Genomic DNA, 22,905 nt, shown 5'->3' with positions numbered 1-22,905 from the left:
GTCCATAAGGCCGAACTGCCCTCCGCGGAGCTCTGGACAATCGTGTGGGTCTGGAGCACGTTGCTCACGCTGCACCAGCAGGCGCGGCGGCAAAGGAACATTGCCGCCGCGATCGAAGCGCTCACCGGGCTGCGCCAGCGGCTCGGGCGCGCACGAGCGCGGCTGCGCGCGGCGGCTCAGATCGACCTGCGCCTCGCCATGATCCTCGATCAGCACCACGTCGGGCGCTACCTCGAGGTCAAGCGCACCGTGCGCGAGGAACACAGTTACAAGCAGGCGCGTCGCGGCCGCCCGGGCCCTGACATGGCCTACCGCAGGATCACCCGCCGGCGCTACGACATCGAGTGGAGCATCGACGAAGCGGCCATCGCCTACGACCAGAAAAGCGACGGCATGTACCCGCTGCTCACCAACGACCGCAGCCTCTCCCCGGCCCAAGTCCTGGAAGCCCACAAGGGCCAGCCGAAGATCGAAAAGCGCTTCGAACAACTCAAGACCGTGCACGAGATCGCTCCGGTGCTCTTGAAGCATGAAGCGCGCATCGAGGCGTTCTTCACCCTGTACTTCCTCGCGCTGATGGTGCAGGCACTGATCGAGCGCGAGCTACGCCAGGCGATGAAGCGCCAGAGTATCGAGGAGCTGCCGATCTACCCCGAGCGGCGCCAATGCAGGCGCCCGACAACAGAGCAGATCCTGCGTCTGTTCAGCCTCGCCGAACGGCATACGCTGCTCCGTGACGGCCACACCGTCCAAGTCTTCGACACCGAGCTCACAGACCTCCAGCGCCAGGTGCTCCCACTGCTCGGCGTGCCGCTACACGCCTACCAGCCGACAAAATAGCCGCGGAAATCGCCCCGAACTGTGTCCTCGATGTGCGGAATGTAAGTCATGACTCCCAAATTGCCAGGTTATATAGCCGCCATAAAGACGAGCTGCCCAAAGATTGCGCAATACTGTTCCAATCGGTTCCGACAAAAGATAACTCTCTGATCAACGGAGACCGGGATATGTCCCGGATCATCTGCTGCTGGTGCGCGACACGCCAGCTCTGCGTCGGAGCTGCGAATCCCACCTTGTCTTTTCTCCAGGCGACAGAAGCCGGAAGCCGCTTCTGATTTATCTGCCGCAAAATCCATTTGGTCCATCCGTTGCGAATCTTTACAGCAGTTGGAAGCGCCAAACTGAATTCCATCACCCGATAATCCAGAAACGGTAGTCTTGCTTCTACCGAGTGTGCCATCGAGTTCTTGTCTTCGAAGCGCAATAGCATTGGAAGATTGGTGCTCGTGATTTCCATCCGACGTTGGCCAACGAGTAGACGCGCTTGGCATGCACGTCTTCGCCAAAAAGGGAACTCAAAAAACGTATGAATGTCCTGGAACTGAAAACCGCACCGCTTCGCCATGTTGCTCTCCTCTGCCTACAAAGCTTCTGGTGAAGCGTGATCTCATTATGTTACACAAATCACCAGCTAATAAATCATACCTACAGTAAACAATGAGAAGATCCCTGAGCATGACCGGTCAATGGGTGAGGGCTACTCGGAACGCTAAGACGTAGCGATCAGCGAAAAGATTCTCTAAAGTTTTCGCGAAAGCGAGCGCTAAGGCCCGCAGGTTGGGACGCAAGGCCACTGGCCTACACAGTTTATATATATAAGGAAATACTGCCATGTTTCGATTATCCCTCTTTCCTTTTTTCCGCTTCCGGATTTCCGCTTCAAACCTTGGATTAGTCTTTGGCTTACTGCTCCCACTGGCTCCTACCTATGCAGAACAGGTCCCCTTAGCACCGAACGCGAGCTTTAGCCCTAATGTGGCTGCGGTTCAGCTCCCCCTCACCGTGGCCTTTATCAATACCTCCACCGGCCCCATTACCTCCTGGAGTTGGGAGTTTGGGGATGGAAGCGCCAGCCCCGCAGAGCATCCCACCCATACCTACACCGCCCCCGGGACCTATACGGTCCGTCTGCTGGCGGTGGGGCCCCGGGGGGCGGATACGAAGGTAACTCCTATCACCGTCCGTCAGCCCTCCTATGAACCTCCGCCCATTGAGACGGAAACGGCCGACCTGGCTCCCTCTCGGCCGTCAGAAACCCGCGAGGTAAGCGAGGTGAGTGTGTCCGATCACTGGACGCGGGTGAGCTATAGCCACTCCTTCATGGACCCCATCGTGGCAGCCAAACCGTTAAACGAAAGCGATCCCACCGGGGTTAGGATCCGCAATGTGGATGCGGACGGGTTTGAGATCCGTCTCGACCCTCAAGCGGAGGGGGCGTCTATGGCCACCGTACGCTATATCGTGGCCGAGCACGGCAGCCACTCTTTAGAGGATGGCACTCAGCTGGAAGCCGGACAGTTTGAGATGGACAGCAAAAGCACTGTTAAGACATTGAGCTTCAACCAAACCTTTGCGCAAGTCCCCGAGGTGAACACCGGGCTCATTTTTTCCTCAGAAGACACGACGGGGATCGGTAGCGTTCAAAAGATCAGCCTCCATGGCTTCGATTTTCATCTGCGAAAGGAGGATCGCGATGAAGAGATAAACCCCCACGCTCCTACCACCCAGACCATTGCCTACATCGCCTGGGTATCCACCGAGGGACTAGAACCCCGCATGTAATCAAGATCGATATGGAAATTATTGAGTAAAAGTAAGGGGGGTCGTCAAAGGCATTTTTGTCATTGTTTAAAGGAAAATTTGCAGATATGAAAACCTTCAGAAGATTATTTCGACAGCATGTTGTCGTCACATATGCTGGCACCAGTCCTCCTTCTGGCGTCAAGCTGTACCTCGATGGGGGGTCGCTTACTGTCAATACAGTGGTGAATACTCTCCCCAAGCGCGAGCCTGCGCACTTCCCTGATAGATTGGGATTCAAGCGCCGAGAACACGGGACATATCTTCTCGTAGAAAGGATTCTTGCGCCCTACAGAAATCCTCGGCTCGCCCGATATCCATCCACAGACCGTCGTGCTTGTAAAGATACACGGGCAAATCACGAAGCAGCATCTCGTGCATCAGGCTGTCGAAACCGAACGGCACGTTCTGCGGAATAAGATCCAGAACACTTGGTTCTAAGCAGTAGATACCCATGCTAACTTGGAAACTCAGCGTAGGCTTTTCGCGAAATGCGCTAAGCCGCCCATTCCTTCCGTTCTCTAATACACCTAAATCGATAACAATGGGCTTATGGTTGACCGCGATGGTGACCAACCCTTTGCGTTGCCGGTGTAGAGCGACGAGCGCACGCAGGTCGAGATCAGTGATTAGATCACCGTTCATAACGACAAAGGTTTCGGTAAGATAGTCCTGTAGCAACCGCAAACCGCCTATGGTGCCCAGTGGTTCGGGTTCCCGAGTGTAAATAATGTCTAGGCCCCATTGCTTACCATCGCCGCAAAGTGCGCTAATGAGGTGTCCGAGATATCCTGTGGTAATAAATACCTGCTTAACGCCCCAGCGCCTGAGCCACTTTATTAAGATTTCGATTACCGGCTGGTCGCCAACCGGCATCATCGGCTTCGGGAGGACCAACGTATAGGGACGTAGACGCGCGCCCTTGCCGCCCGCCATGATAACGGCCTGGATGTCTTGCGGCATCAACTTGACCAGTGAGCGCGTACCCAGCTCTTCCATAAGGCCACTAGGGGCCTGAGTATCGCATCACCTCCTGTTTTTGACCTTCTGTCCATGAATCTTCCTCTTGGTTGCACGCCGCGGATCATGAGAAAACGACACGCCACCACACGGCACGTCATCGCCGGCTTTCCTTTCCTAAGCGAGATGAAGGAAGAGGGCCTGGCCGTCCGTGGAGGGACTATAAATGGCGTAAGCGATAAGGTCAATATATCGACGGGGGTGGGTTTCTACATCTTTCGATATACGTGGCCCAAGTCGACCGGTCACCCCCACTCGGGAAGCACGAAGGAGCTTCAGGCTTCGCTGGCAATGGCAGGGCGTGCCATGGACGTCGGTCGCCCCCAGGCGATATTCGTCGGCCTCGGCCTCTGTTCGGGGGATATCTTACGCGATCCCGCCTTCGCGCTGAACTGCTTCCTCACCCGCAGCGTGTACCTCGTGATCGCGGCGGTCATGTTGGGCTATCTCAGCACCTACGAAAGGGAGGTAGGCATCGCGCTCGGCGCGCGGCGGAGCGAACGGGGACCATGGAGGTCCCTTGCCATCCGGCGCTGACCGGCTCAGCGGCTGGCGCCTCCCTGCGAATCTGTCGAGGCAATAGCAAGGGGGCCTCTTCGAGATCGAAGGCCGGCGCGCGGCCTTCCGCCGGGCTCATCGCCGGGGCGTATAATGCGAGAGAGCCTCGAAGACTATCCCTCGTGGATCAACTTTGTGCACAAGCCGGCGCTTTTCTGGTCCTCACCCGCCTATGATACACACGAGCGGACACAACTCCACGTCGAAAGTGCGCCGCCTACTCAATGTTGGTATTTTATTAAGCTGCGGTGGCCCCGCTGATGAATCGCTCGCTGGTCCCGCATCCAGCAGCGCGCGAGTCAACGAATGCGATGTGTGCTGGGAGCCGAGCGTCAGCCCCTAAATACCAGTGGTCGCTCTTGCCGCCTGCATGGGAAACGGGGTCCCCTTAGCGATGATAGACATGAAGCCGGTCACTCTTGGTTTTATCGGTGTCGGGGTCTTCACGCGTGTACGTCAACGCGATTACGCTACGTGTCCTCAGAGATGCCCTCATTTTCATAAGTGCGCGCCCCCCCAAATAAGGGGATGCAGAGGCGGTGGAAGGGCGTTATCGTACAGCTCTTAACCTAGGTCCACGGTGCGCTTGTGCCCCCGATCTCGATCCGACAGACCCGTCTTGGCCCGGCGGCGGCCCTCCGTGGGGGGAGCCGATGCGCATCACCCTAGTCCTCGCCGACCACCAACCGATCGTCCTCCACGGACTGAAGGACGTGTTTGCGCGCGAGCAGGATTTCTTGGTCCTCGCTAGCCATGCCAACAGTGCAGAAACACTGGAGGCCGTGCGCCGGCACCGGCCAGCGGTTCTGGTGCTCGGCGTCAGCCCCTCGACAACGGATGGCCTGACGCTCTTGCGCAAGATGCAAGACGAGAATCTGCCGACGCGAGCGGTGGTCTTCGCGTATGGGGGGATCGACGAGCAGGAGATCGTCGAGGCCATTCGTCTCGGTGCGCGCGGCGTGGTGCTCAAGGAGATGGCACCCAGGCTCCTACTGCAGTGCATACGCAAGGTGCACGCGGGCGGCGAATGGATCGAGACGCGCTCGGTCACCCGCCTGCTGGGGAGGATCCGGCAGCGTGAGATCAAGGCGCAAGGGGACGGTGGGGTGCTGACGCGGCGCGAGCTCGAGGTGGTGCGCCTAGTGGCGCGGGGCCTCAGCAACAAGGCCATCGGCAAGAGGCTGTCTATCGGCGAAGGGACGGTCAAAACACATGTCCACCACATCTACGCGAAGCTGAAGGTCACCAGCCGGGTCGCGCTGTTACTGCACGCTCGAGAGAAGGGGTGGGTCCAGACGCGTTCCGCCAGTAGGCGATGAGGCCGACGAGCCGGAAAGGGCCTCAAACAAAGTGACCTGCCGTCCTAGCTAGAACCGGGGAGGCCGAGCGAGCCCACAAAGCCCCTATAAGGGGGCAGCGCCACGATAGCGGGGCTGCCGAATCACGTGCCGATTAAATGGCTGCGCGTCAGCATGTTGTGGCTGCGATTCGAGAGATATCCCGGCACCATGTCCATCAATCGCCGGTCGGTCGACCGAGGCTCGCATCGGTGCTGCCTTCCGGCGGCTCTGCCGGGACGGCATAGACCGCATCGGGAACAGGTACCACCCGAGCCGGGCCCGCGCCGCGCTCGGCATCCCGGGCCTCGCCGCGCGCTCACGGTAGAGCACGATACGGTTCATGACATACACGGGCGCTTGGTGGTACTTAATGCGCCCGCACGCCGCCGAGCCAACCCCCCATGGACGACTCCCCCGCGAGATCGTCGTCACCAGCGCGCTGCCCTACGCCAACGACCCCATCTACCTGGGACCCCTGGTCGAGTACATCGATTCTGGACCCAGGGCAAAGGGGTGGAGGATCCGGCCACGCGAGAAACCCTGCACCAAGTGCTCGGTGTGCCTGCGAGGTTTTCAATACCTGAGCCTGTGGCTCAAGCCGGTCCTGCCGAGCCTCGCACTGCGCGTCGAGGCGTTCCTGAACTGCGGCGAACTCTCCTTCGCGGACGAACCGCCCCCGCTCGTGCCCTACGAGCACCTCCTGACCCGTATCGAACCCAAACGGATCGCGGCCCTTGTGATGGAAACTCCCTTGCACCCACACCGACGCGATCCGCTGGCGCCGGGCCGGTCGAGGTCGCCCCCATCGCCCAACCGATCTCGATCGAGGACTTCGGCAAGGTGGATCTGCGCATCGCCCGCGGGGATGCGCGTCAAATAGACGATTGAGAGATCGAAGCTAAACCACTTGCAATCGAGGAACGGCGCAGGAACGTGCTGCTCCTCGGGGCCGATGGTTTCCTCGTCGCCATTTGCAGATTGCATTGGAGACGGACGGACCTACGGTCCGGCGAGGCGTGCATCGGCCGGTCGCCGCGTGATCCAGGTCTCGGCGCTCGGTGCGGATACCGGTGCCGAGAGTCGATTCCACCCGAGCAAGCACGCCTGGATGGACCGCAGCAGGACAAGGCGGCCTCGAGGCGGCGCCGGTGCTCAGCATGCTTGCCGGGCTCGTGCGGGCGTCGGCCGCAAAGCTCAAATTCGTTGCGCGCTTCGGCTACGGCGACATCTTGCCTCTGTTTATTCAAGCGCCGGGATCTTTACGCGATCTTTACGAGCAACCGTGGATCTCTTACGGCGTTTTTACGCGCATGTGCCTATACTAGCCCCTAGTGATGTTGGTGTTTTCGCACGTGTTGCGGCATGCGGCGACCACCGCGGACCGACCGGGAAACCACCGTGGGCCGGACTCGAAAGCGGATCTGCTCGCCGCGCATGCCGAACGCCTACTGTGATTGGCCGGTGAGGTGGCTGGCGTGCTGAATAACGATGACATATTTCCTAAAGAGGAGAGTGCCATGGACCTTATCTATGTTTCAATAGTTATCATCTTCTTTGTCGCCACGGTGGCGCTGGTGTACGCCTGCGAACGCCTCCGGAGGTCCGAATGAGCTGGCTATACCTGCTCAGCGGCGGCGTCGCGGTTGCGCTCTTCGTGTACCTGGCCATCGCCTTGGTGAAACCGGAGTGGTTTTCATGAGCGCCAATGGCATTCTCCAGATCTTCCTGTATCTCGCCGTGCTGCTCGCGCTGGTGAAACCGCTCGGCGCCTATATGGCCCGCATCTACGAAGGCCGGCCGGCGGGGCTCAACCGGATCGGTGCGCGTTTCGAGGGTCTCCTCTATCGCCTGTGCGGAGTCGATCCCGCGAAGGACATGCGCTGGACCGAGTATGCCCTGGCCATGCTGCTGTTCAACCTCTTGGGCGCCGTTGCCGTCTACGGTCTACAGCGCCTGCAGGCCTATCTACCCTTGAATCCCCAGGGACTCGCTGCCGTCACCCCGGATTCGTCATTCAATACGGCGGTGAGCTTCGCCACCAACACCAACTGGCAAGGCTACGGGGGCGAGACGACCATGAGCTATCTCACCCAGATGCTCGGGCTCACCGTGCAGAACTTCCTCTCCGCCGCGACCGGTATGGCCATCTTGGTGGCGCTCATCCGGGGGTTCGCCCGGCGCTCTGCGGACGGCATCGGGAACTTCTGGGTAGACATGACCCGTAGCACGCTCTACATCTTCTTGCCGCTTTCGCTGATCCTCGCGGTGGTTCTTGTCAGCCAGGGCGTGGTGCAGACCTTCGATGCTTACAAGAGTGTGCCGCTCCTCGAACCCGTGACCTACGAACAGCCTACGCTGGATGCCGAGGGTACACCGCTCACTGACGCCTCGGGCAACCCCCTGACCGAGACCGTAACGGCCAAAGAGCAGGTGATCGCCGTGGGGCCGGCGGACTCCCAGATCGCCATCAAGCAACTCGGCACCAACGGTGGCGGCTTCTTCAACGTGAATTCGGCGCATCCGCTGGAGAACGCCACACCCTTCTCGAACTTCCTGGAGATGCTCGCCATTCTCTTAATCCCGGCGGCGCTCTGCTATACCTTCGGCAAGATGGTGGGCGACACACGCCAGGGTTGGGCGATACTCGCCGCGATGACGATCCTCTTCGTCGGTCTCCTGCTGCCCGCCGAGTATGCGGAATGGAAGGGCAACCCGGCCTTTGCCGCCCTGGGGGTCGACCAAACGGCGAACGATGCACAGGCCGGTGGCAACATGGAAGGCAAGGAGACGCGCTTTGGCATCGTCAACTCGGCGCTCTGGGCCACCGCCACCACCGCGGCCTCGAACGGCTCGGTGAACGCCATGCACGACTCCTTCACCCCGCTCGGCGGACTGGTACCCATGTGGCTCATGCAGCTCGGCGAGGTGGTCTTCGGCGGGGTCGGTTCGGGGCTCTACGGGATGCTGGTCTTCGCCATCATCGCCGTGTTCGTGGCGGGCCTCATGATCGGGCGCACCCCCGAGTACCTGGGCAAGAAGATCGAGGCATTCGAGATGAAGATGGCGGGCATCGCCATCCTCGTCACGCCGCTTTTGGTGCTCTTCGGCACCGCCCTCGCGGTGTCGCTCACGGCGGGAAAGGCAACCATCTTCAACCCCGGACCCCACGGCTTTTCCGAGGTTCTCTACGCTTTTTCCTCGGCGGGCAACAACAACGGCAGCGCCTTCGCGGGGCTAGGCGCCAACAACCCTTTTTACAACACGGCGCTCGGGATCGCCGTGTTCCTCGGGCGCTACTGGATCGCGGTGCCGGTGCTCGCGATCGCCGGATCGCTCGCGGCGAAGAAGCTCGTCCCGTCGGGTCTCGGGACCCTGCCCACGCACACGCCGCTGTTCGTCGTGCTGCTCATCGGTACGGTGCTCATGGTCGGCGCCCTCAATTACATCCCCGCCCTGGCGCTCGGTCCGGTGGTGGAGCATCTGATGTTGATCGGAGCGAAGTGAATTGGATCCCTAACCCGCTCCCTCAAGGGGAGAGTGGAGAGAATCTCGCTGAGAAACCGTTGACCCCCTTTCACATGGCGAGAGCGAGGGAAAAGATTGGAGATCGACATGACTGGCGAAACGGTGGTTATTCCTTACCCGCTGCCCAAGACCGTATGGGACTCGCTCTTCGATCCCACGATCTTGCGCCAGGCGATTGGGGACTCGTTCAAGAAGCTGGCACCCCAGTACCAGTGGCGTAACCCGGTGATGCTCGTGGTGTACCTGGGGAGTCTCCTCACCACGGCCCGTGTATATCCAGGCGCTGGTGGGCCAAGGCGAGGCCCCGCCAGGATTCATCCTGGCAGTAACCCTGTGGCTCTGGTTCGCGCTCTTGTTCGCTAACTTCGCCGAGAGCGTCGCCGAGGGCCGGGCCAAGGCCCAGTCGGCCTCACTGCGCCGGGCGCGCCGAGCGGTGATGGCGAAGCGCCTCCATGAGCCGCGGCAAGGCGGCTCTTGGTCCAAGGTGGAGGGACGTCTGCTGCGAAAGGGCGATGTGGTACTGGTCGAGGCGGGCGATCTCATTCCCGCCGACGGTGAGGTGATCGAGGGCGTGGCCTCTGTTGACGAGTCCGCCATCACGGGCGAGTCCGCCCCGGTGATCCGGGAGTCGGGCGGTGATTTCTCCGCCGTCACCGGCGGCACCCGGCTGCTCTCGGACTGGCTCTGCGTGCGCATCGCCGTGAACTCCGGCGAGGCGTTCCTCGACCGCATGATCGCCATGGTCGAGGCGGCCAAACGCCAGAAGACACCGAACGAGATCGCGCTCACCATCTTGCTCGTGGCGTTGACGCTCATCTTTCTTTTCGTCACCGTGACCCTCCTGCCGTTCTCGGCCTATAGTGTGGAGGTCATGAAGGCCGGTGTACCGGTCACCATCACAGTGCTCGTGGCGTTGCTCGTCTGCCTCATCCCGACCACCATCGGGGCGCTGCTCTCCGCGATCGGGATTGCCGGTATGGGGCGGATGATGCAGAAGAACGTGGTCGCCGTATCCGGCCGGGCCGTGGAGGCGGCCGGTGACGTCGATGTGCTCCTGCTCGACAAGACCGGCACCATCACGCTCGGCAACCGGCAGGCGACGGCGTTTCTCCATGCAGGCGGCGTCGCGGTAAAGGAATTGGCGGACGCCGCACAACTGGCCTCGCTCGCCGATGAGACCCCCGAAGGCCGCAGCGTCGTGGTCTTGGCGAAGCACCAGTTCGGCCTGCGCGGACGGGATATTCAGGCCCTCGACGCGACCTTCGTGGCGTTCAGTGCCCACACCCGGATGAGTGGGGTGAATCTCGGCGCCCGCCAGATCCGAAAGGGCGCCCCCGAGGCCATCCGCGCCCACGTCCAGTTACAAGGCGGTGCGTTCCCCGACGACGTGGAAAAGCTGGTCTATATGGTCGCACGGCGTGGGAGCACGCCGCTCGCCGTGTCGGACGGCCCGCGGGTCCTGGGCATCATCGAGCTCAAGGACATCGTCAAGGGCGGCATCAAGGAGCGCTTCGCGCAGCTTCGCCACATGGGGATCAAGACCGTCATGATCACCGGCGACAATCGGCTGACCGCGGCGGCGATTGCCGCTGAGGCCGGCGTCGATGATTTCCTCGCCGAGGCCACCCCCGAGGCCAAGCTCACGCTCATCCGCGAGCACCAGGCGGGCGGGCGGCTTGTGGCGATGACGGGTGACGGCACCAACGACGCCCCGGCGCTCGCGCAAGCCGACGTGGCGGTGGCCATGCACACCGGCACCCAAGCGGCCAAGGAGGCCGGCAACATGGTCGATCTGGACTCCAACCCGACCAAGCTCATCGAGGTCGTGGAGACCGGCAAGCAGATGCTGATGACCCGCGGTGCCCTCACCACCTTCAGCATCGCCAACGACGTGGCCAAGTTCTTCGCCATCATTCCGGCGGCCTTCGTCACTACCTATCCTGAGCTGGAGGTGCTAGACGTGATGTATCTGGCGACACCGGAAAGCGCCATCCTCTCGGCCGTGATCTTCAACGCGCTCATCATCCCCCTGCTCATCCCCTTGGCGCTCAAGGGGATCCCATACCGCTCCCTCGGCGCGCAAGCGCTGTTACGCAAGAACCTCTGGATCTACGGCGTGGGCGGATTGATCGTGCCGTTCATCGGCATCAAGGCGATCGACCTCTGCCTCGTTGCATTGGGTCTAGTCTAAGGAGACGCGCAGATGTCGAAGCTCATCAGACCGGCCATCGGCCTTTTCGGCCTGCTCACGGTCTTGAGCGGCATGGTCTATCCGCTCGCCGTAACTTGGATTGCACAATGGGCGTTTCCCGAACAGGCCACGGGTAGCTTGATCTTGGAGGACGGCCGGGCGCTGGGTTCGGCCTTGATCGGCCAACCGTTCGATGATCCGAAATACTTCTGGGGCTGACCCTCGGCCACGAGCCCCTTCCCCTATAACGCCGCTGCTTCGAGCGGCTCCAATCTCGGGCCGCTCAATCCCGCGCTCCTCGAGGCGGTCAAAGCGCGGATCGAGACGATACGCCGACTCGAACCTTCCGAGGCCAAGCCCATCCCGGCCAAGCCCATCCCGGTAGATCTGGTGACCGCCTCGGGCAGCGGGCTCGATCCGCATATCAGCCCCGCAGCGGCCGAGGTTCAGGTCAACCGGGTGGCAACGGCTCGCGGCCTCGATGCAGAGGGCGTGCGAAAGCTCGTCGCCAACCATACCGAAGGCCGCCAGCTCGGGATCCTCGGTGAGCCGCGGGTTAATGTGCTACGCCTGAACCTGGCCCTGGATGCGCTGCCATCGATGGATCCGGACAGCGAAACGCGAGAAGATGGGTAGATCCCGTACCGCTATCTCAAGCGCGAGGGCTGGGTTTGAAAGCGCGAGCACATTACGTCTCAGGGAATGGCGGGTCTCCTGGAATTTTCTTTTTAGATTTGGCGACACGCTGAAGATTCGCTTTTGCGACCGGTGCAACCGATGAACGATCAGCGCCCCGATCCCGATGCGTTGCTGAGTCGTATCCAACGACAGGAGGAGAAGAGCCGCCGCGGGCGGCTCAAGGTCTTCTTCGGGGCCGCAGCGGGGGTGGGCAAGACCTATGCGATGCTCGCCGAGGCGAAGGAGCGTCGCGCGGAGGGCGAGGATGTCCTGGTCGGCTGGGTCGAGACCCATGGCCGTGTGGAAACCGAGGCCCTGCTCGCGGGGCTCGAACAACTTCCAAGGCGCAAGGTGGAGTACCGCGGGACCCGGCTCCAGAAATTCGACCTCGATGCGGCACTCGAGCGCCGGCCCTCTTTGATCCTCGTCGATGAGCTCGCCCACACCAACGTAGAAGGGTCGCGCCATCCGAAGCGCTGGCACGACATCGAGGAGTTGCTCGATGCCGGGATCGACGTCGATACCACAATCAACGTCCAACATCTGGAGAGCCTGAACGACGTGGTCGGCAGGATCACCGGCATCCGCGTGTGGGAAACCGTTCCGGACAAGATGCTGGAAGAAGCCGATGAGGTGGAGCTGGTCGATCTGCCCCCCGATGATCTCTTGCAGCGCTTGAAAGACGGCAAGGTCTACATCCCCCATCAAGCCGAGCGGGCGGTCGAGCATTTCTTCCGCAAAGGCAACCTGATTGCGCTGCGCGAGCTGGCGCTGAGGCGCACGGCCGACCGGGTCGACGCACAGATGCGCCAGTATCGTGACGACTGGTCCATCCGGGACGTGTGGCAGGTCAAGGAGCGCTTGCTCGTATGCATCGGTGCCGATGCACAGGCCGAGCGCATCGTGCGCGGCGCCCGGCGGCTCGCTCAAACGCTGGGTGCCGAATGGATCGCGGTCTACGTCGAGACCCCCAAACTCCAGCGACTGCCGGAGATGAGGCGTGCCCGCATCCTGGCGACCCTGCGTCTCGCGGAAGAGCTCGGGGCCGAGACCGTCACGCTCACCGGTCACTACATCGGTGAATCGGTTCTTTCCTACGCGAGGGAACGCAACGCGACCAAGATCGTCCTCGGCAAGGCGAGCACCCCGGCGTGGCGACGCTGGCTTTTCGGATCGGCGGTCGAATACATCCTCAGCCACAGCGCCGACATCGATGTCTTGTTCATCACCGGCGAGACCGCCGAATCGGGGATCTTCGCCCGGCATCGTCCCTATTTCCTGCGCACCCGTGAATTCCTCGGCCTCGCCGCTCCGCAAGATACCAAGGCCTGGTACCGTCGGCCCGAGCTCTTCTGGGCAACCTTCACGGTAGTCGTCTGCACGGGCGTCTGCGCGCTGATGTTCCCGTACTTCGCGCTCAGCAACCTCATCATGGTGTACCTCCTCGGTGTCGGTTTGGTGGCCCATCGCCATGGCCGCGGACCTTCGATATTGGCCTCGGTGCAGAGCGTGATCAGCTTCGACTTTTTCTTCGTGCCGCCGCGCTTCTCGTTTGCCGTCAGCGACACCGAATATCTCGTCACCTTTGCGGTCATGCTGAGTGTCGCCCTTATCATCAGTAGCTTGGCATCGAGCGTACGGTTGCAGGCGAAGATCGCGAGCCACCGCGAGCGCCGCACCGCCTTGCTGTACGCGATGAGTCGGGACTTGAGCGCCACGCGGGGCGAGGAACCGATCCTGCGCGCGGCAATCAAGCACCTCTACGAGGCCTTCGACAGCCCTTGCGTGATCCTGCTCCCCGATGAGCGAGGCAAGATCACCTACCCGAATACCAAGAGCCAGTTCGGCTCCCTGCACGGGGCCGATCTGGCCATCGCCCAGTGGGTCCATGACCACGGGACACCGGCCGGTCGTGCCACCGATACCCTGCCGGCGAGTGATACCCTGTATTGGCCGCTCGGCGGCTCCGAGCAGACGCTGGGCGTCATCGCGATACTGCCGACCGATCCGCGACGGGTCTTCGCCCCTGAGCAGCAACGCCTCTTGCAGCTTTTCGCGAACCAGATCGGGCTGGCCCTGGAGCGGGTGCGATTGGCCGCGCAGGCTCAAGACAGCCTGCTTCGCGTCGAGGCCGAAAGGCTGCGGAACATCTTGTTGAGCGCCATCTCCCATGATCTGCGCACGCCGCTCGCGGCCATCGTGGGTGCAGCGGGCGCGCTCAGCAGCGACACCTGGAAACTCGATGAGGCGGCCCGCAAGGAGCTCGCAGAGACTATCAAGGACGAGGCCGCCTATATGAGCCGACTGGTCAACAAGGTGCTCGAGATGGCGAGGTTGGAATCCGGCACGATCGCGCTCAATCGCGAGTGGCAAACCCTGGAGGAGCTGATCGGCGCGGCCCTGACCGAGCTTGGCAGCCAGTTAATTCATCACCCGGTCGTCACTCGGCTGCCGGCCGATCTCGCGCTCATCTTCGTCGATGGGCTCATGATTCAAAGCGTGCTGGTGAATCTCTTGGAGAATGCGGTCAAGTACGCGCCGTCGGGTGGTGGCATCGAGATCGCTGCAGAGGAAGAGACCGAGGGCGTCATCGTCTCCGTTGCCGACAGCGGCCCAGGCTCGCGCCGGGAGAAGATAAGCGGGTGTTCGATAAATTTTATCGCACCCAACGAGAAAGCGGGAACCTGGGGGTGGGGCTGGGACTGGCCATCTGCCGCGCCATCGTGGATGCCCATGGCGGCCGGATCTGGGCCGAGCCCGGACCGACGGGGGGAGCGGTCTTTCGATTTCTCATCCCGAGACATGCGTCGCCACCTAGGGTCGGGGTGGAAGACGACACGGAAACCGCGGCGTATGGCTAGCCACTCGTTAACGGTCGTCGTGGTTCGAGGATGAGGCGCCGATGCGCCGGCTGCTCAAGACCGTGCTGGCGGCCCAAGGCTACCTCGTCTTCCAGGCCGAGAGCGGCCGGCGCGGCCAGATCGAGGCCGGCACGCGCAAGCCCGACCTCGTGATCCTCGACTTGGGATTGCCGGACCTCGACGGTATCGAGGTCATCCGGCAACTGCGCGCGTGGTCCCGTGTCCCGATCATCGTTCTATCCGCACGCGACCAGGAAGCGCAGAAGGTCGCCGCCCTCGACGCCGGTGCCGATGATTACCTCACAAAACCCTTCGGGGCTGCCGAGCTGCTTGCGCGTGTACGCGTCTCTTTGCGCCATGCAGCCATGGTCCCCGCGAACGATGGGCAGAGCGATTTTTCCGTGGGGCCCTTGAAGGTCGATTTGTTGAGCCGCAGGGTCTCGATCCGAGGCCAGGAAGTCCATTTGACCCCGATCGAGTATCGCCTGCTGTCGGTGCTCGTCAAGCATGCCGGCAAGACCCTCACGCACCGGCAACTGCTGCACGACGTCTGGGGTAGCGCGCGCGCCGATCAAGGCCATTACCTGCGCATCTACATGCGGCAGTTACGCCACAAGCTCGAAGAGGAGCCGGCCCGGCCGCGCTTTTTGCTCACGGAGGTGGGCGTCGGTTATCGACTCGCGGCGGAATAGGCCCCGAGAAAACCAGCTTATGCGCCGCTCGCCGGCCGACAGTGCGTAAGAGGGACCCATCGGATGGCCCAGACGCCGCACATCGAACTGAAGGATGGCCGACGGCTCGATTTCTCCATACGAACGTCGCACAAGAGCCGCTCGGTGCGCTTGAAGCTCGATGTCCGCGGGGGTCTGCTGGTAACGGCGCCGATCGGCGTCCCGGTCGCGCGCATTATCGAGCTGGTCGTCGGCCGATCCGACTGGATCGGAAAGCGCCTCACGCGGCTCGACGAAGTGGGCCATCGACTGACTGCGGCCGCGGCCGTGCGGCCGCACGCTATCGACCTGCCGGCGCTGTGCGAGTCATGGCGCGTGGAGTATCGGGAAACGCGCGCCAAAACCGTGGTGGCCCGAGCGGACCGTTCCGGCCGCATTGTGGTTTCTGGCGCAGTCGAGGATGCGAGAGCCTGTCAGGCCGCGCTGCGCCGCTGGCTGGCCCGCCGCGCAAAGCAAACGCTCCTGCCTTGGCTCGAAAGCGTCTCCGAGGAAACCGGCCTGCGTTTCTCCGGCATGGGGTTGAAGAATCAGCGTACACGCTGGGGCAGTTGCACGGCGGATGGACGAATCAATCTCAACTGCAAGCTGCTTTTTCTGCCGCGAGAACTGGTGCGCTACGTCCTCATACACGAGCTTTGCCATACCCTGGTGCAGAATCATTCGAGTCGTTTCTGGGCGATGGTCCGCCGCTACGAACCCAAGACCGACGCCCTACGCGGCAGGATGCGCGACGGGTGGAGATCGGTACCTGTTTGGGCAAAACGGGTCTGAACCGAGAGGACAGGATAAGGGGGACAGATTTATTTTCCGTAGGCCTACAGGCATACTAAATTGACGGTCAATTCAGGAGGAGCAAGCCATGCCAAGAAGGGTCACGGCCCCTATAGCATCAATGAGCACTCGACCAACGATGGTCGTGCTCAGCACCTGCGCCGCCGCTTTACCGTCCAACCTAAGTCCGACACGCCGCTAGACCGGTCCTTTGCATGAAGCTCTGTCTCGCGCGTTCATATAGCTCCAGATCGATCGCATTGAGCTCGATGATCTTGTCGAGGTGCGACCTGTCGAACCGCAGCGCCCGGGTCGGATCCCTCTGGTTCCGGGACCCATAGGCCGGTGGTTTAATGCCGAGCGTCCATGCGATGAGGGCCAGGCTCTCGTCGAAGTGCTCTTGGATCCCGAAGCAGGTGATCTTTTCCAGGAGATTGCCGAGGGCGATATCGACCGCCTCGGACGCCGATAGCCCCTCGATCGACCTACCCAGTAACAGTTTCGTTTGTAGATTGGACAGCTCGCCGTTATCGCTGCAAAGAAACGCATCGAGGTCGAATGCATCGGGGGGGAATAGGTACAGGAGGTAAGGGCTCTTTCGCTCCGACACGTGCTGGCAGAACGACTTGACCCGGGCGACCGGCTCTCGGAGCAGCGTGATGATCGGGATGTTGTCCGCTGCCGGTATGCCGGTCTTGATGCCCGCATGCCCGGTGAAGAGCGCGATCTGCTTCCGCACCTCGTCCGGCAACGCGTCATAGCGTTTCAGGTCCTCCCCAACGTTGCCCGAGAAATGAAAATGGGGGCTACCTTCGTACCACCGGCGCAGGACAAAAGTCAATGTGGTCCCGGCGGTCTTCGGGATATGCAGAAATCTCAAGGGTTCCATTTAGTCGTTTCGTCCAGGTGCAGGACGCCCGCGCTTACAGGAGCTTGAGGTTGAGCCGGCGCTCCAAGAGCCACACGGCCGCCACCAGCATGATCGGGAGCGAGCCGCCCTGAAACACCAAGTCTAGCAGGATAGGTCGGTGAGATCAGGAGGTCTGACCTTCGGCGTCCAGGACGATCCCGACGATGTCGCCATCGTCCAGGGATCGTGGCGATGGCGCACCAGTTGAGGCTACGGGTCGTGGCCGAGGGGGTGTATGGATGCGACGAGATCCAGGGGTATCTCCTCGGCCCGCCGCTCCCGGCGGAACATTTCCCCGCGCTGGGGGGATTGGTCACCGAACGCGCGTGAGGCGCGCCGCCTCAGAGGATCCGTCGCCCATCGGCGACGCTTGTATCAAATAAATGGGTTGGAACCGCTTGGCGGCGAGCCTAGCCCGGATTTCTCACCACCACCCTGCTGCGATCACCGGTCCGCTCGGTCTGGCGGGCCGTCTTTGTGCTGCGCAATCCTGCTCCGCGCAAAGTGGGTATGCCCTTGACTCCACTTGCCCCCACCGCTAGTGCCCATGCTCGTGGACCAACGCCGACGCATAGTGGTAGCTGGAGTCAAGAGCATACCCACTAGCCGGAAAGTCAAGGAAATACGTCACAAGAAAACTGTGAAATTATACCTCGTGCCAGGCTTCCACGCTGGTATGCGAGATGCCTTAGCGTTCCATGAGCGCTACGACGGGTCGCCTCACGAAGAATACAAGCCATTTTCGAGCTTGTGCGACCCGCCAGGTGAGTAATCGCCCGCGGGCGATCCCCAGAAGCTTTCGGGGGACGCGTCGTGCTCCGCGGGCCAAGGAGGAGGCATGGCAGCGAAAGAGACGCCGCAACGATCAGGGTTTTCCGGGGCCACACGCGCTGCCCCGTTCCGCGAGCCACCGTTTTTATGGGTGGAGCTGACCCGAGACTCATCGCTGCTTTTTCACGATCTCTGCGATCTCTATCCCGGCCATCGGATCTCGGGTCACGAAGACCTTCGCCTCGCAATCGAGAAGCTATCCCCGTCGTTCATCTGTTTCGAACACGATCACCCGGGAGGCGACGGCATACGCCTCCTCGCGGAGACCAGCGCTCGGTATCCCTATGCGCCGCTCGTCATGCTGACGAACGACCACGCGAAGGAGACGATGGTCCTGGCCTATCGGAGCGGCGCATCGAGTTATGTGGTCAAACCGATCGCCCTGCACGAGCTGGTCAGGGAGATCCGCATGCTGCTGGCCTTGGGCCGGGATCACGCGCAGTTCCCGGCCGGCCCCCCGGCAACAGGGTTACCGTCCCAACCTGAAGGCGCCTGCGCTGGAGGACCGGACCATACCGTGTCGCGAACCGCCGCCGCGCTCGTCCGTCTCGAACAGGGCTTCGCCGACGACCTCCGCCTCGAGGATTTGGCGATGGCCTGTCACATGAGCGGTTCCCATTTCAGCCGGACCTTCAAGAAAGAGCATGGCACCTCGTTCCGGCGCTATCTCCTTCGATACCGCCTCGAACGGGCCTGCGAGTTACTGGCGATGGCCGAGACCTCCGTCAAGCAGGCGGCCTTGGCCGCCGGTTTCAACGATTGCTCGTATTTCGGCCGTGTCTTTCGGCGCCGTTACGGCATGACCCCGCGCGACTACCAGGCTCAGCACTCGGCCCCTCACCCTGAACATGCGCCTGGCGGCGCGCGCTCGTAGGCGAACGCCGCACCTCGGAATGCGCTTGAGACGGCAGAGTCACGATGCTGCCCACGGTCATGGATCGCCTTCCTAAATCCCCTCTCCCTCCGGGAGAGGCTAACCTTTCATCCCCTCCTCCGGGAGAGGGTAGGGGATAAAAAAGCCCGATGGGTGACCGCGCGTGGTAGGGGGTCTCCACCTCGCCCCATTCCGCCGTCGAGACCCGAGCACCACCATCGGCGGCGACTGTCGTCCCCGCGTGCACCATTTCGGCACGGTTTGGGCCGCGTCGCGCAAAAAAGTCCTACTGATCCGCACCGTTGTCCTAATAATGAGCAGATTAGTCCTACTGGGCGGGCGGATCCTTCAGCTACGCTTGCAGCCTGAGGTCGAGGACCCGTGCCGACCAGCGGCCGACAGTCGTCGAATGGCATCGGGGTTTCACCGCTCTGGCATCGGTGTTCCCCGAGCCACCCAGCGCGAGGCAGGGCGCGCCCCAACTACGGCGCCTTGCGCGGGGTTCATTTTCTAAGGGGCGCAAATCGACAACCCTATCAGGAGGTAGCTATGTCTAAAAGGAAACGCCCATCGCAACGTGTCCAGGTGTCTGGGCAACACCCGCCTTTCCCGCGGCGCGCGGGGCTGTGGATGGCCTTGGGGCTGACAGCCTTAGCACCGGGCGCGGCGCTCGCAGCCTTCCCCGCCAATATCAACCTGGGGAGCCTCGACGGCACGAACGGCTTCAGGCTCTCGGGCGCCGCGGCCTTTGACCAATCGGGCTCCGCGGTGAGCACGGCCGGGGATGTCAATGGCGATGGGTTGGATGACCTCCTCATCGGGGCACCCGGCGCCGACCCGAACGGCGACGACTCCGGGGCGAGCTACGTGGTCTTCGGCGGCGCGGGGGTGGGGCGCAGTGGCAACCTCGAGCTCTCGGCCCTCGACGGCACCAACGGCTTCAGGCTCTCGGGCGCCGCGGCCGGTGACTTGTCGGGCGTCTCGGTGAGCACGGCTGGGGATGTCAACGGCGACGGGATAGATGACCTCCTCATCGGGGCACCCAATCCCAACTTCTCCTCCGGTGCGAGCTATGTGGTCTTCGGTGGTGCGCGGGTGGGGAGCAGTGGCAACCTCGAGCTCTCGGCCCTCGATGGCACGAAAGGCTTCAGGCTCTCGGGCGTCGCGGCCTTTGACAAATCGGGCCAAGCGGTGAGCACGGCCGGGGATGTCAACGGCGATGGGATGGATGACCTCCTGGTCGGGGCATACCGCGCCGATCGGAACGGCGCCTTCTCCGGTGCGAGCCATGTGGTGTTCGGCGGTGCGGGGGTGGGGACTGGCGGCAACCTCGAGCTTTCGGCCCTCGACGGCACCAACGGCTTCAGTCTCTCGGGCGTCGCGCACCATGACTACTTGGGCGTCTCGGTGAGCACGGCCCGGGATTTCAACGGCGATGGCGTGGATGATCTCCTCATCGGGGCAGACGGCGCCGACCCGAACGGCGACTACTCTGGGGCCAGCTATGTGGTCTTCGGCGGTGCGGGGGTCGGGAATGGCGGCAATTTTGAGCTCTCGGCCCTCAATGGCACGAACGGCTTCAGGCTCTCCGGCGTCGCATTCCGTGACTTCTCGGGCCGCGCGGTGAGCACGGCCGGGGATGTCAACGGCGACGGGACGGATGACCTCCTGATCGGGGCAGATGGCGCCAGCCCGAACGGCGACGCCTCCGGGGCGAGCTATGTGGTCTTCGGCGGCACGGGGGTGGGGCGTGGCGGCCACCTCGAGCTCTCGGCCCTCGATGGCACGAACGGCTTCAAGCTCTCGGGGGTCGCGTTCGATGACCGCTCCGGCTCCGCGGTGAGCACGGCCGGGGATGTCAACGGCGATGGGGTGGATGACCTCCTCATCGGGGCATTCGGCGCCGACCCGAACGGCGGGCTCTCCGGTGCGAGCTATGTGGTCTTCGGCGGTGCGGGGGTCGGGCGTGGCGGCCACCTCGAGCTCTCGGCCCTTGATGGCACGAACGGCTTCAGGCTCTCGGGCGTCGCGGCCGGTGACTACTCGGGCCAAGCGGTGAGCACGGCCGGGGATGTCAACGGCGACGGGATAGATGACCTCCTCATCGGGGCGCCCGGCGGCCCGAACCGGAACGGCGACTTCTCCGGTGCCAGCTATGTGGTCTTCGGCCAGGCGGCGCCGCCGGTCTCGGTCACGTGTAATGGCTTGCCGGCGACCATCGTCGGGACCTTTGGCAACGACACGCTCGTCGGCACCCCGGGCAACGACGTCATCCATGGACGGGGCGGGAACGACATCATCCGGGGTCGTGGGGGCAATGATGTCATCTGTGGCGGCAAGGGTGACGATCAGCTATTCGGCGACCAAGGCAAGGACCAACTGTTCGGCGGGGGTGGCAACGATGTCTTGAAGGGAGGCACAGACAACGACCGGCTGTTCGGGCAGAGCGGCGACGACGCCATGGACGGCGGCCCCGGTTCCGACGATAAATGCAACGGCGGCCGCGGAACCGATACGGCCACGAGCTGCGAACAAACGCGTGGCGTGCCGTAAGCCCGGAGATGGGCCCGAAGCTCAGCCAATGGCCAGTGGCCCGGTCGCTCCGACCGGGCCACTGCTGTTCTAATCAAGGTTAGCGACAGGGCGGAAGCCCGTTTTGTGGGCGTTCCGCCGTATACGTTCAGATCTGCTCCCAGCCGTGCCATCGATAACGCAGCAAAAAAGTCCTAGTGATCCGCACCTTTGTCCTATTGATGAGCAGATTAGTCCTACTGGGCGGGCGGATCCTTCAGCTACGCTTGCAGCCTGAGGTCGAGGACCCGTGCCGACCGGCGGCCGACAATCGTCGAAGGGCATCCAGGGGTCACCGCTGGCATCGGTGTTCCCCGAGCCACCCAGCGCGAGGCAGGGCGCGCCCCAACTTTGGCGCCTTGCGCGGGGTTCATTTTCTAAGGGGCGCACATCGACAACCCTATCAGGAGGTAATCATGTCTAAACGGAAACGCCCATCGAAACGTGTCCGGGTGTCTGGGCAACACCCGCCTTTCCCGCGGCGCACCGAGCTGTGGATGGCCCTGGGGCTGACGGCCTTAGCACCGGGCCCGGCGCTCGCGGCCTTCCCGGCCAATATCAACCTCTCGGCCCTCGATGGCACGAACGGCTTCCGGCTCTCGGGCGTCGCGGCCTTTGACTTGTCGGGCCGCGCGGTGAGCACGGCCGGGGATGTCAACGGCGATGGGGTGGATGACGTCCTCATCGGGGCGCTCGGTGCCGACCCGAACGGCGACGAATCCGGTGACAGCTATGTGGTCTTCGGCGGCGCGGGGGTCGGGAATGGCGGTAACCTCGAGCTCTCGGCCCTCGATGGCACCAACGGCTTCAAGCTCTCGGGCGCCGCGGCCGGTGACTTCTCGGGCGCCGCGGTGAGCACGGCCGGGGATGTCAACGGCGATGGGATAGATGACCTCCTCATCGGGGCATACCGCGCGGACCCGAACGGCGTCACCTCCGGTGCGAGCTATGTGGTCTTCGGCGGTGCGGGGGTCGGGAATGGCGGCAACCTCGAGCTCTCGGCCCTCGATGGCACCAACGGCTTCAGGCTCTCGGGCGTCGCGGCCTATGACCTTTCGGGCCGCGCGGTGAGCACGGCCGGGGATGTCAACGGCGACGGGACGGATGACATCCTCATCGGGGCATCCGGCGCCGGCCCGAACGGCGACGGCTCCGGTGCGAGCTATGTGGTCTTCGGCGGTGCGGGGGTCGGGAATGGCGGCAACCTCGAGCTCTCGGCCCTCGACGGCACCAACGGCTTCAGGCTCTCGGGCGTCGCGGCCAGTGACGTCTCGGGCGTCGCGGTGAGCACGGCCGGGGATGTCAACGGCGATGGGGTGGATGACGTCCTCATCGGGGCGCTCGGTGCCGACCCGAACGGCGACTCCTCCGGTGCCAGCTATGTAGTCTTCGGCGGCGCGGGGG

16 protein-coding genes and 3 pseudogenes are annotated in these 22,905 nt (G+C 62.7%); 16 read left to right on the top strand and 3 right to left on the bottom strand.

Translation table 11 applies throughout. The features are described from left to right. The coding region (locus M3461_12510) for a transposase (protein MDQ3775110.1) at positions 1–840 on the top strand (840 nt) is incomplete at its 5' end. A gap of 46 nt (positions 841–886) precedes the next feature. On the opposite strand, the gene M3461_12505 is transcribed toward M3461_12510, so the two are convergent. Further along, positions 887–1,405 carry an asparagine synthase C-terminal domain-containing protein gene (locus tag M3461_12505; protein ID MDQ3775109.1) on the bottom strand — a complete coding sequence of 173 codons (519 nt, stop codon included), beginning with the start codon at positions 1,403–1,405 and terminating at the stop codon, positions 887–889. Between the two features lie 266 nt (positions 1,406–1,671). On the opposite strand from M3461_12505, the gene M3461_12500 reads away from it, so the two are divergent. Further along, on the top strand, positions 1,672–2,622 hold the full coding sequence (locus M3461_12500) for a PKD domain-containing protein (GenBank protein MDQ3775108.1): 951 nt from the start codon (positions 1,672–1,674) through the stop codon (positions 2,620–2,622). Between the two features lie 255 nt (positions 2,623–2,877). On the opposite strand, the gene M3461_12495 is transcribed toward M3461_12500, so the two are convergent. Further along, the gene (locus M3461_12495) at positions 2,878–3,591 is read right to left on the bottom strand and encodes a sugar phosphate nucleotidyltransferase (GenBank protein ID MDQ3775107.1); all 714 of its coding nucleotides are present in this window, start codon (positions 3,589–3,591) and stop codon (positions 2,878–2,880) included. A gap of 135 nt (positions 3,592–3,726) precedes the next feature. Here M3461_12495 and M3461_12490 point away from each other — a divergent pair, with 135 nt between their 5' ends. From M3461_12490 to M3461_12445, 10 genes and pseudogenes are all read left to right on the top strand, one after another. Continuing rightward, positions 3,727–4,197, top strand: a complete 471-nt coding sequence (locus M3461_12490) for a hypothetical protein (protein MDQ3775106.1) — start codon at positions 3,727–3,729, stop codon at positions 4,195–4,197. A 674-nt stretch (positions 4,198–4,871) separates the two neighbouring features. Continuing rightward, on the top strand, positions 4,872–5,537 hold the full coding sequence (locus M3461_12485; GenBank protein ID MDQ3775105.1) for a response regulator transcription factor: 666 nt from the start codon (positions 4,872–4,874) through the stop codon (positions 5,535–5,537). A gap of 361 nt (positions 5,538–5,898) precedes the next feature. Then, the gene (locus tag M3461_12480) at positions 5,899–6,438 is read left to right on the top strand and encodes a hypothetical protein (protein ID MDQ3775104.1); all 540 of its coding nucleotides are present in this window, start codon (positions 5,899–5,901) and stop codon (positions 6,436–6,438) included. 726 nt (positions 6,439–7,164) lie between these two features. Next, entirely contained in the window at positions 7,165–7,257 is a 93-nt protein-coding gene (locus M3461_12475) for a potassium-transporting ATPase subunit F (GenBank protein MDQ3775103.1), read from the top strand. Continuing rightward, a complete protein-coding gene (kdpA, locus tag M3461_12470) occupies positions 7,254–9,062 on the top strand; it encodes a potassium-transporting ATPase subunit KdpA (GenBank protein MDQ3775102.1) in 1,809 nt (602 codons plus the stop codon). The genes M3461_12475 and kdpA overlap by 4 nt, the downstream gene beginning before the upstream one ends. 108 nt (positions 9,063–9,170) lie before the next feature. Further along, positions 9,171–11,274, top strand: a pseudogene (gene kdpB / locus M3461_12465) (potassium-transporting ATPase subunit KdpB). 12 nt (positions 11,275–11,286) lie between these two features. Further along, positions 11,287–11,910 (top strand): annotated as a pseudogene (kdpC, locus tag M3461_12460) (potassium-transporting ATPase subunit KdpC). Positions 11,911–12,051: 141 nt separating this feature from the next. After that, positions 12,052–14,813 (top strand): annotated as a pseudogene (locus M3461_12455) (sensor histidine kinase KdpD). A gap of 41 nt (positions 14,814–14,854) precedes the next feature. Then, positions 14,855–15,505 carry a response regulator gene (locus M3461_12450; protein MDQ3775101.1) on the top strand — a complete coding sequence of 217 codons (651 nt, stop codon included), beginning with the start codon at positions 14,855–14,857 and terminating at the stop codon, positions 15,503–15,505. Positions 15,506–15,568: 63 nt separating this feature from the next. After that, on the top strand, positions 15,569–16,315 hold the full coding sequence (locus M3461_12445) for a M48 family metallopeptidase (protein MDQ3775100.1): 747 nt from the start codon (positions 15,569–15,571) through the stop codon (positions 16,313–16,315). Between the two features lie 181 nt (positions 16,316–16,496). Here the strand turns inward: M3461_12445 and M3461_12440 are convergent, their stop codons facing one another. Beyond that, a complete protein-coding gene (locus M3461_12440) occupies positions 16,497–17,204 on the bottom strand; it encodes a hypothetical protein (protein ID MDQ3775099.1) in 708 nt (235 codons plus the stop codon). Between the two features lie 213 nt (positions 17,205–17,417). Between M3461_12440 and M3461_12435 the strand changes: the two genes are divergently transcribed. The 4 genes from M3461_12435 to M3461_12420 form a co-directional block, all read left to right on the top strand. Beyond that, positions 17,418–17,555, top strand: coding sequence for a hypothetical protein (locus M3461_12435; protein ID MDQ3775098.1), 138 nt, complete (start codon positions 17,418–17,420; stop codon positions 17,553–17,555). Positions 17,556–18,063: 508 nt separating this feature from the next. Beyond that, positions 18,064–18,930: a helix-turn-helix domain-containing protein gene (locus tag M3461_12430; protein ID MDQ3775097.1), complete on the top strand. Its 867-nt coding sequence runs from the start codon at positions 18,064–18,066 to the stop codon at positions 18,928–18,930. 630 nt (positions 18,931–19,560) lie between these two features. Then, positions 19,561–21,483, top strand: coding sequence for a hypothetical protein (locus M3461_12425; protein ID MDQ3775096.1), 1,923 nt, complete (start codon positions 19,561–19,563; stop codon positions 21,481–21,483). Between the two features lie 515 nt (positions 21,484–21,998). After that, the coding region (locus tag M3461_12420; protein MDQ3775095.1) for an integrin alpha at positions 21,999–22,905 on the top strand (907 nt) is incomplete at its 3' end.

The sequence above is a fragment of the Pseudomonadota bacterium genome (genome assembly GCA_030860485.1).
Lineage (GTDB): Bacteria > Pseudomonadota > Gammaproteobacteria > JACCXJ01 > JACCXJ01 > JACCXJ01.
Note: the sequence above shows the minus strand (reverse complement) of the source record. Positions and strands in the feature narration are given on the sequence as shown.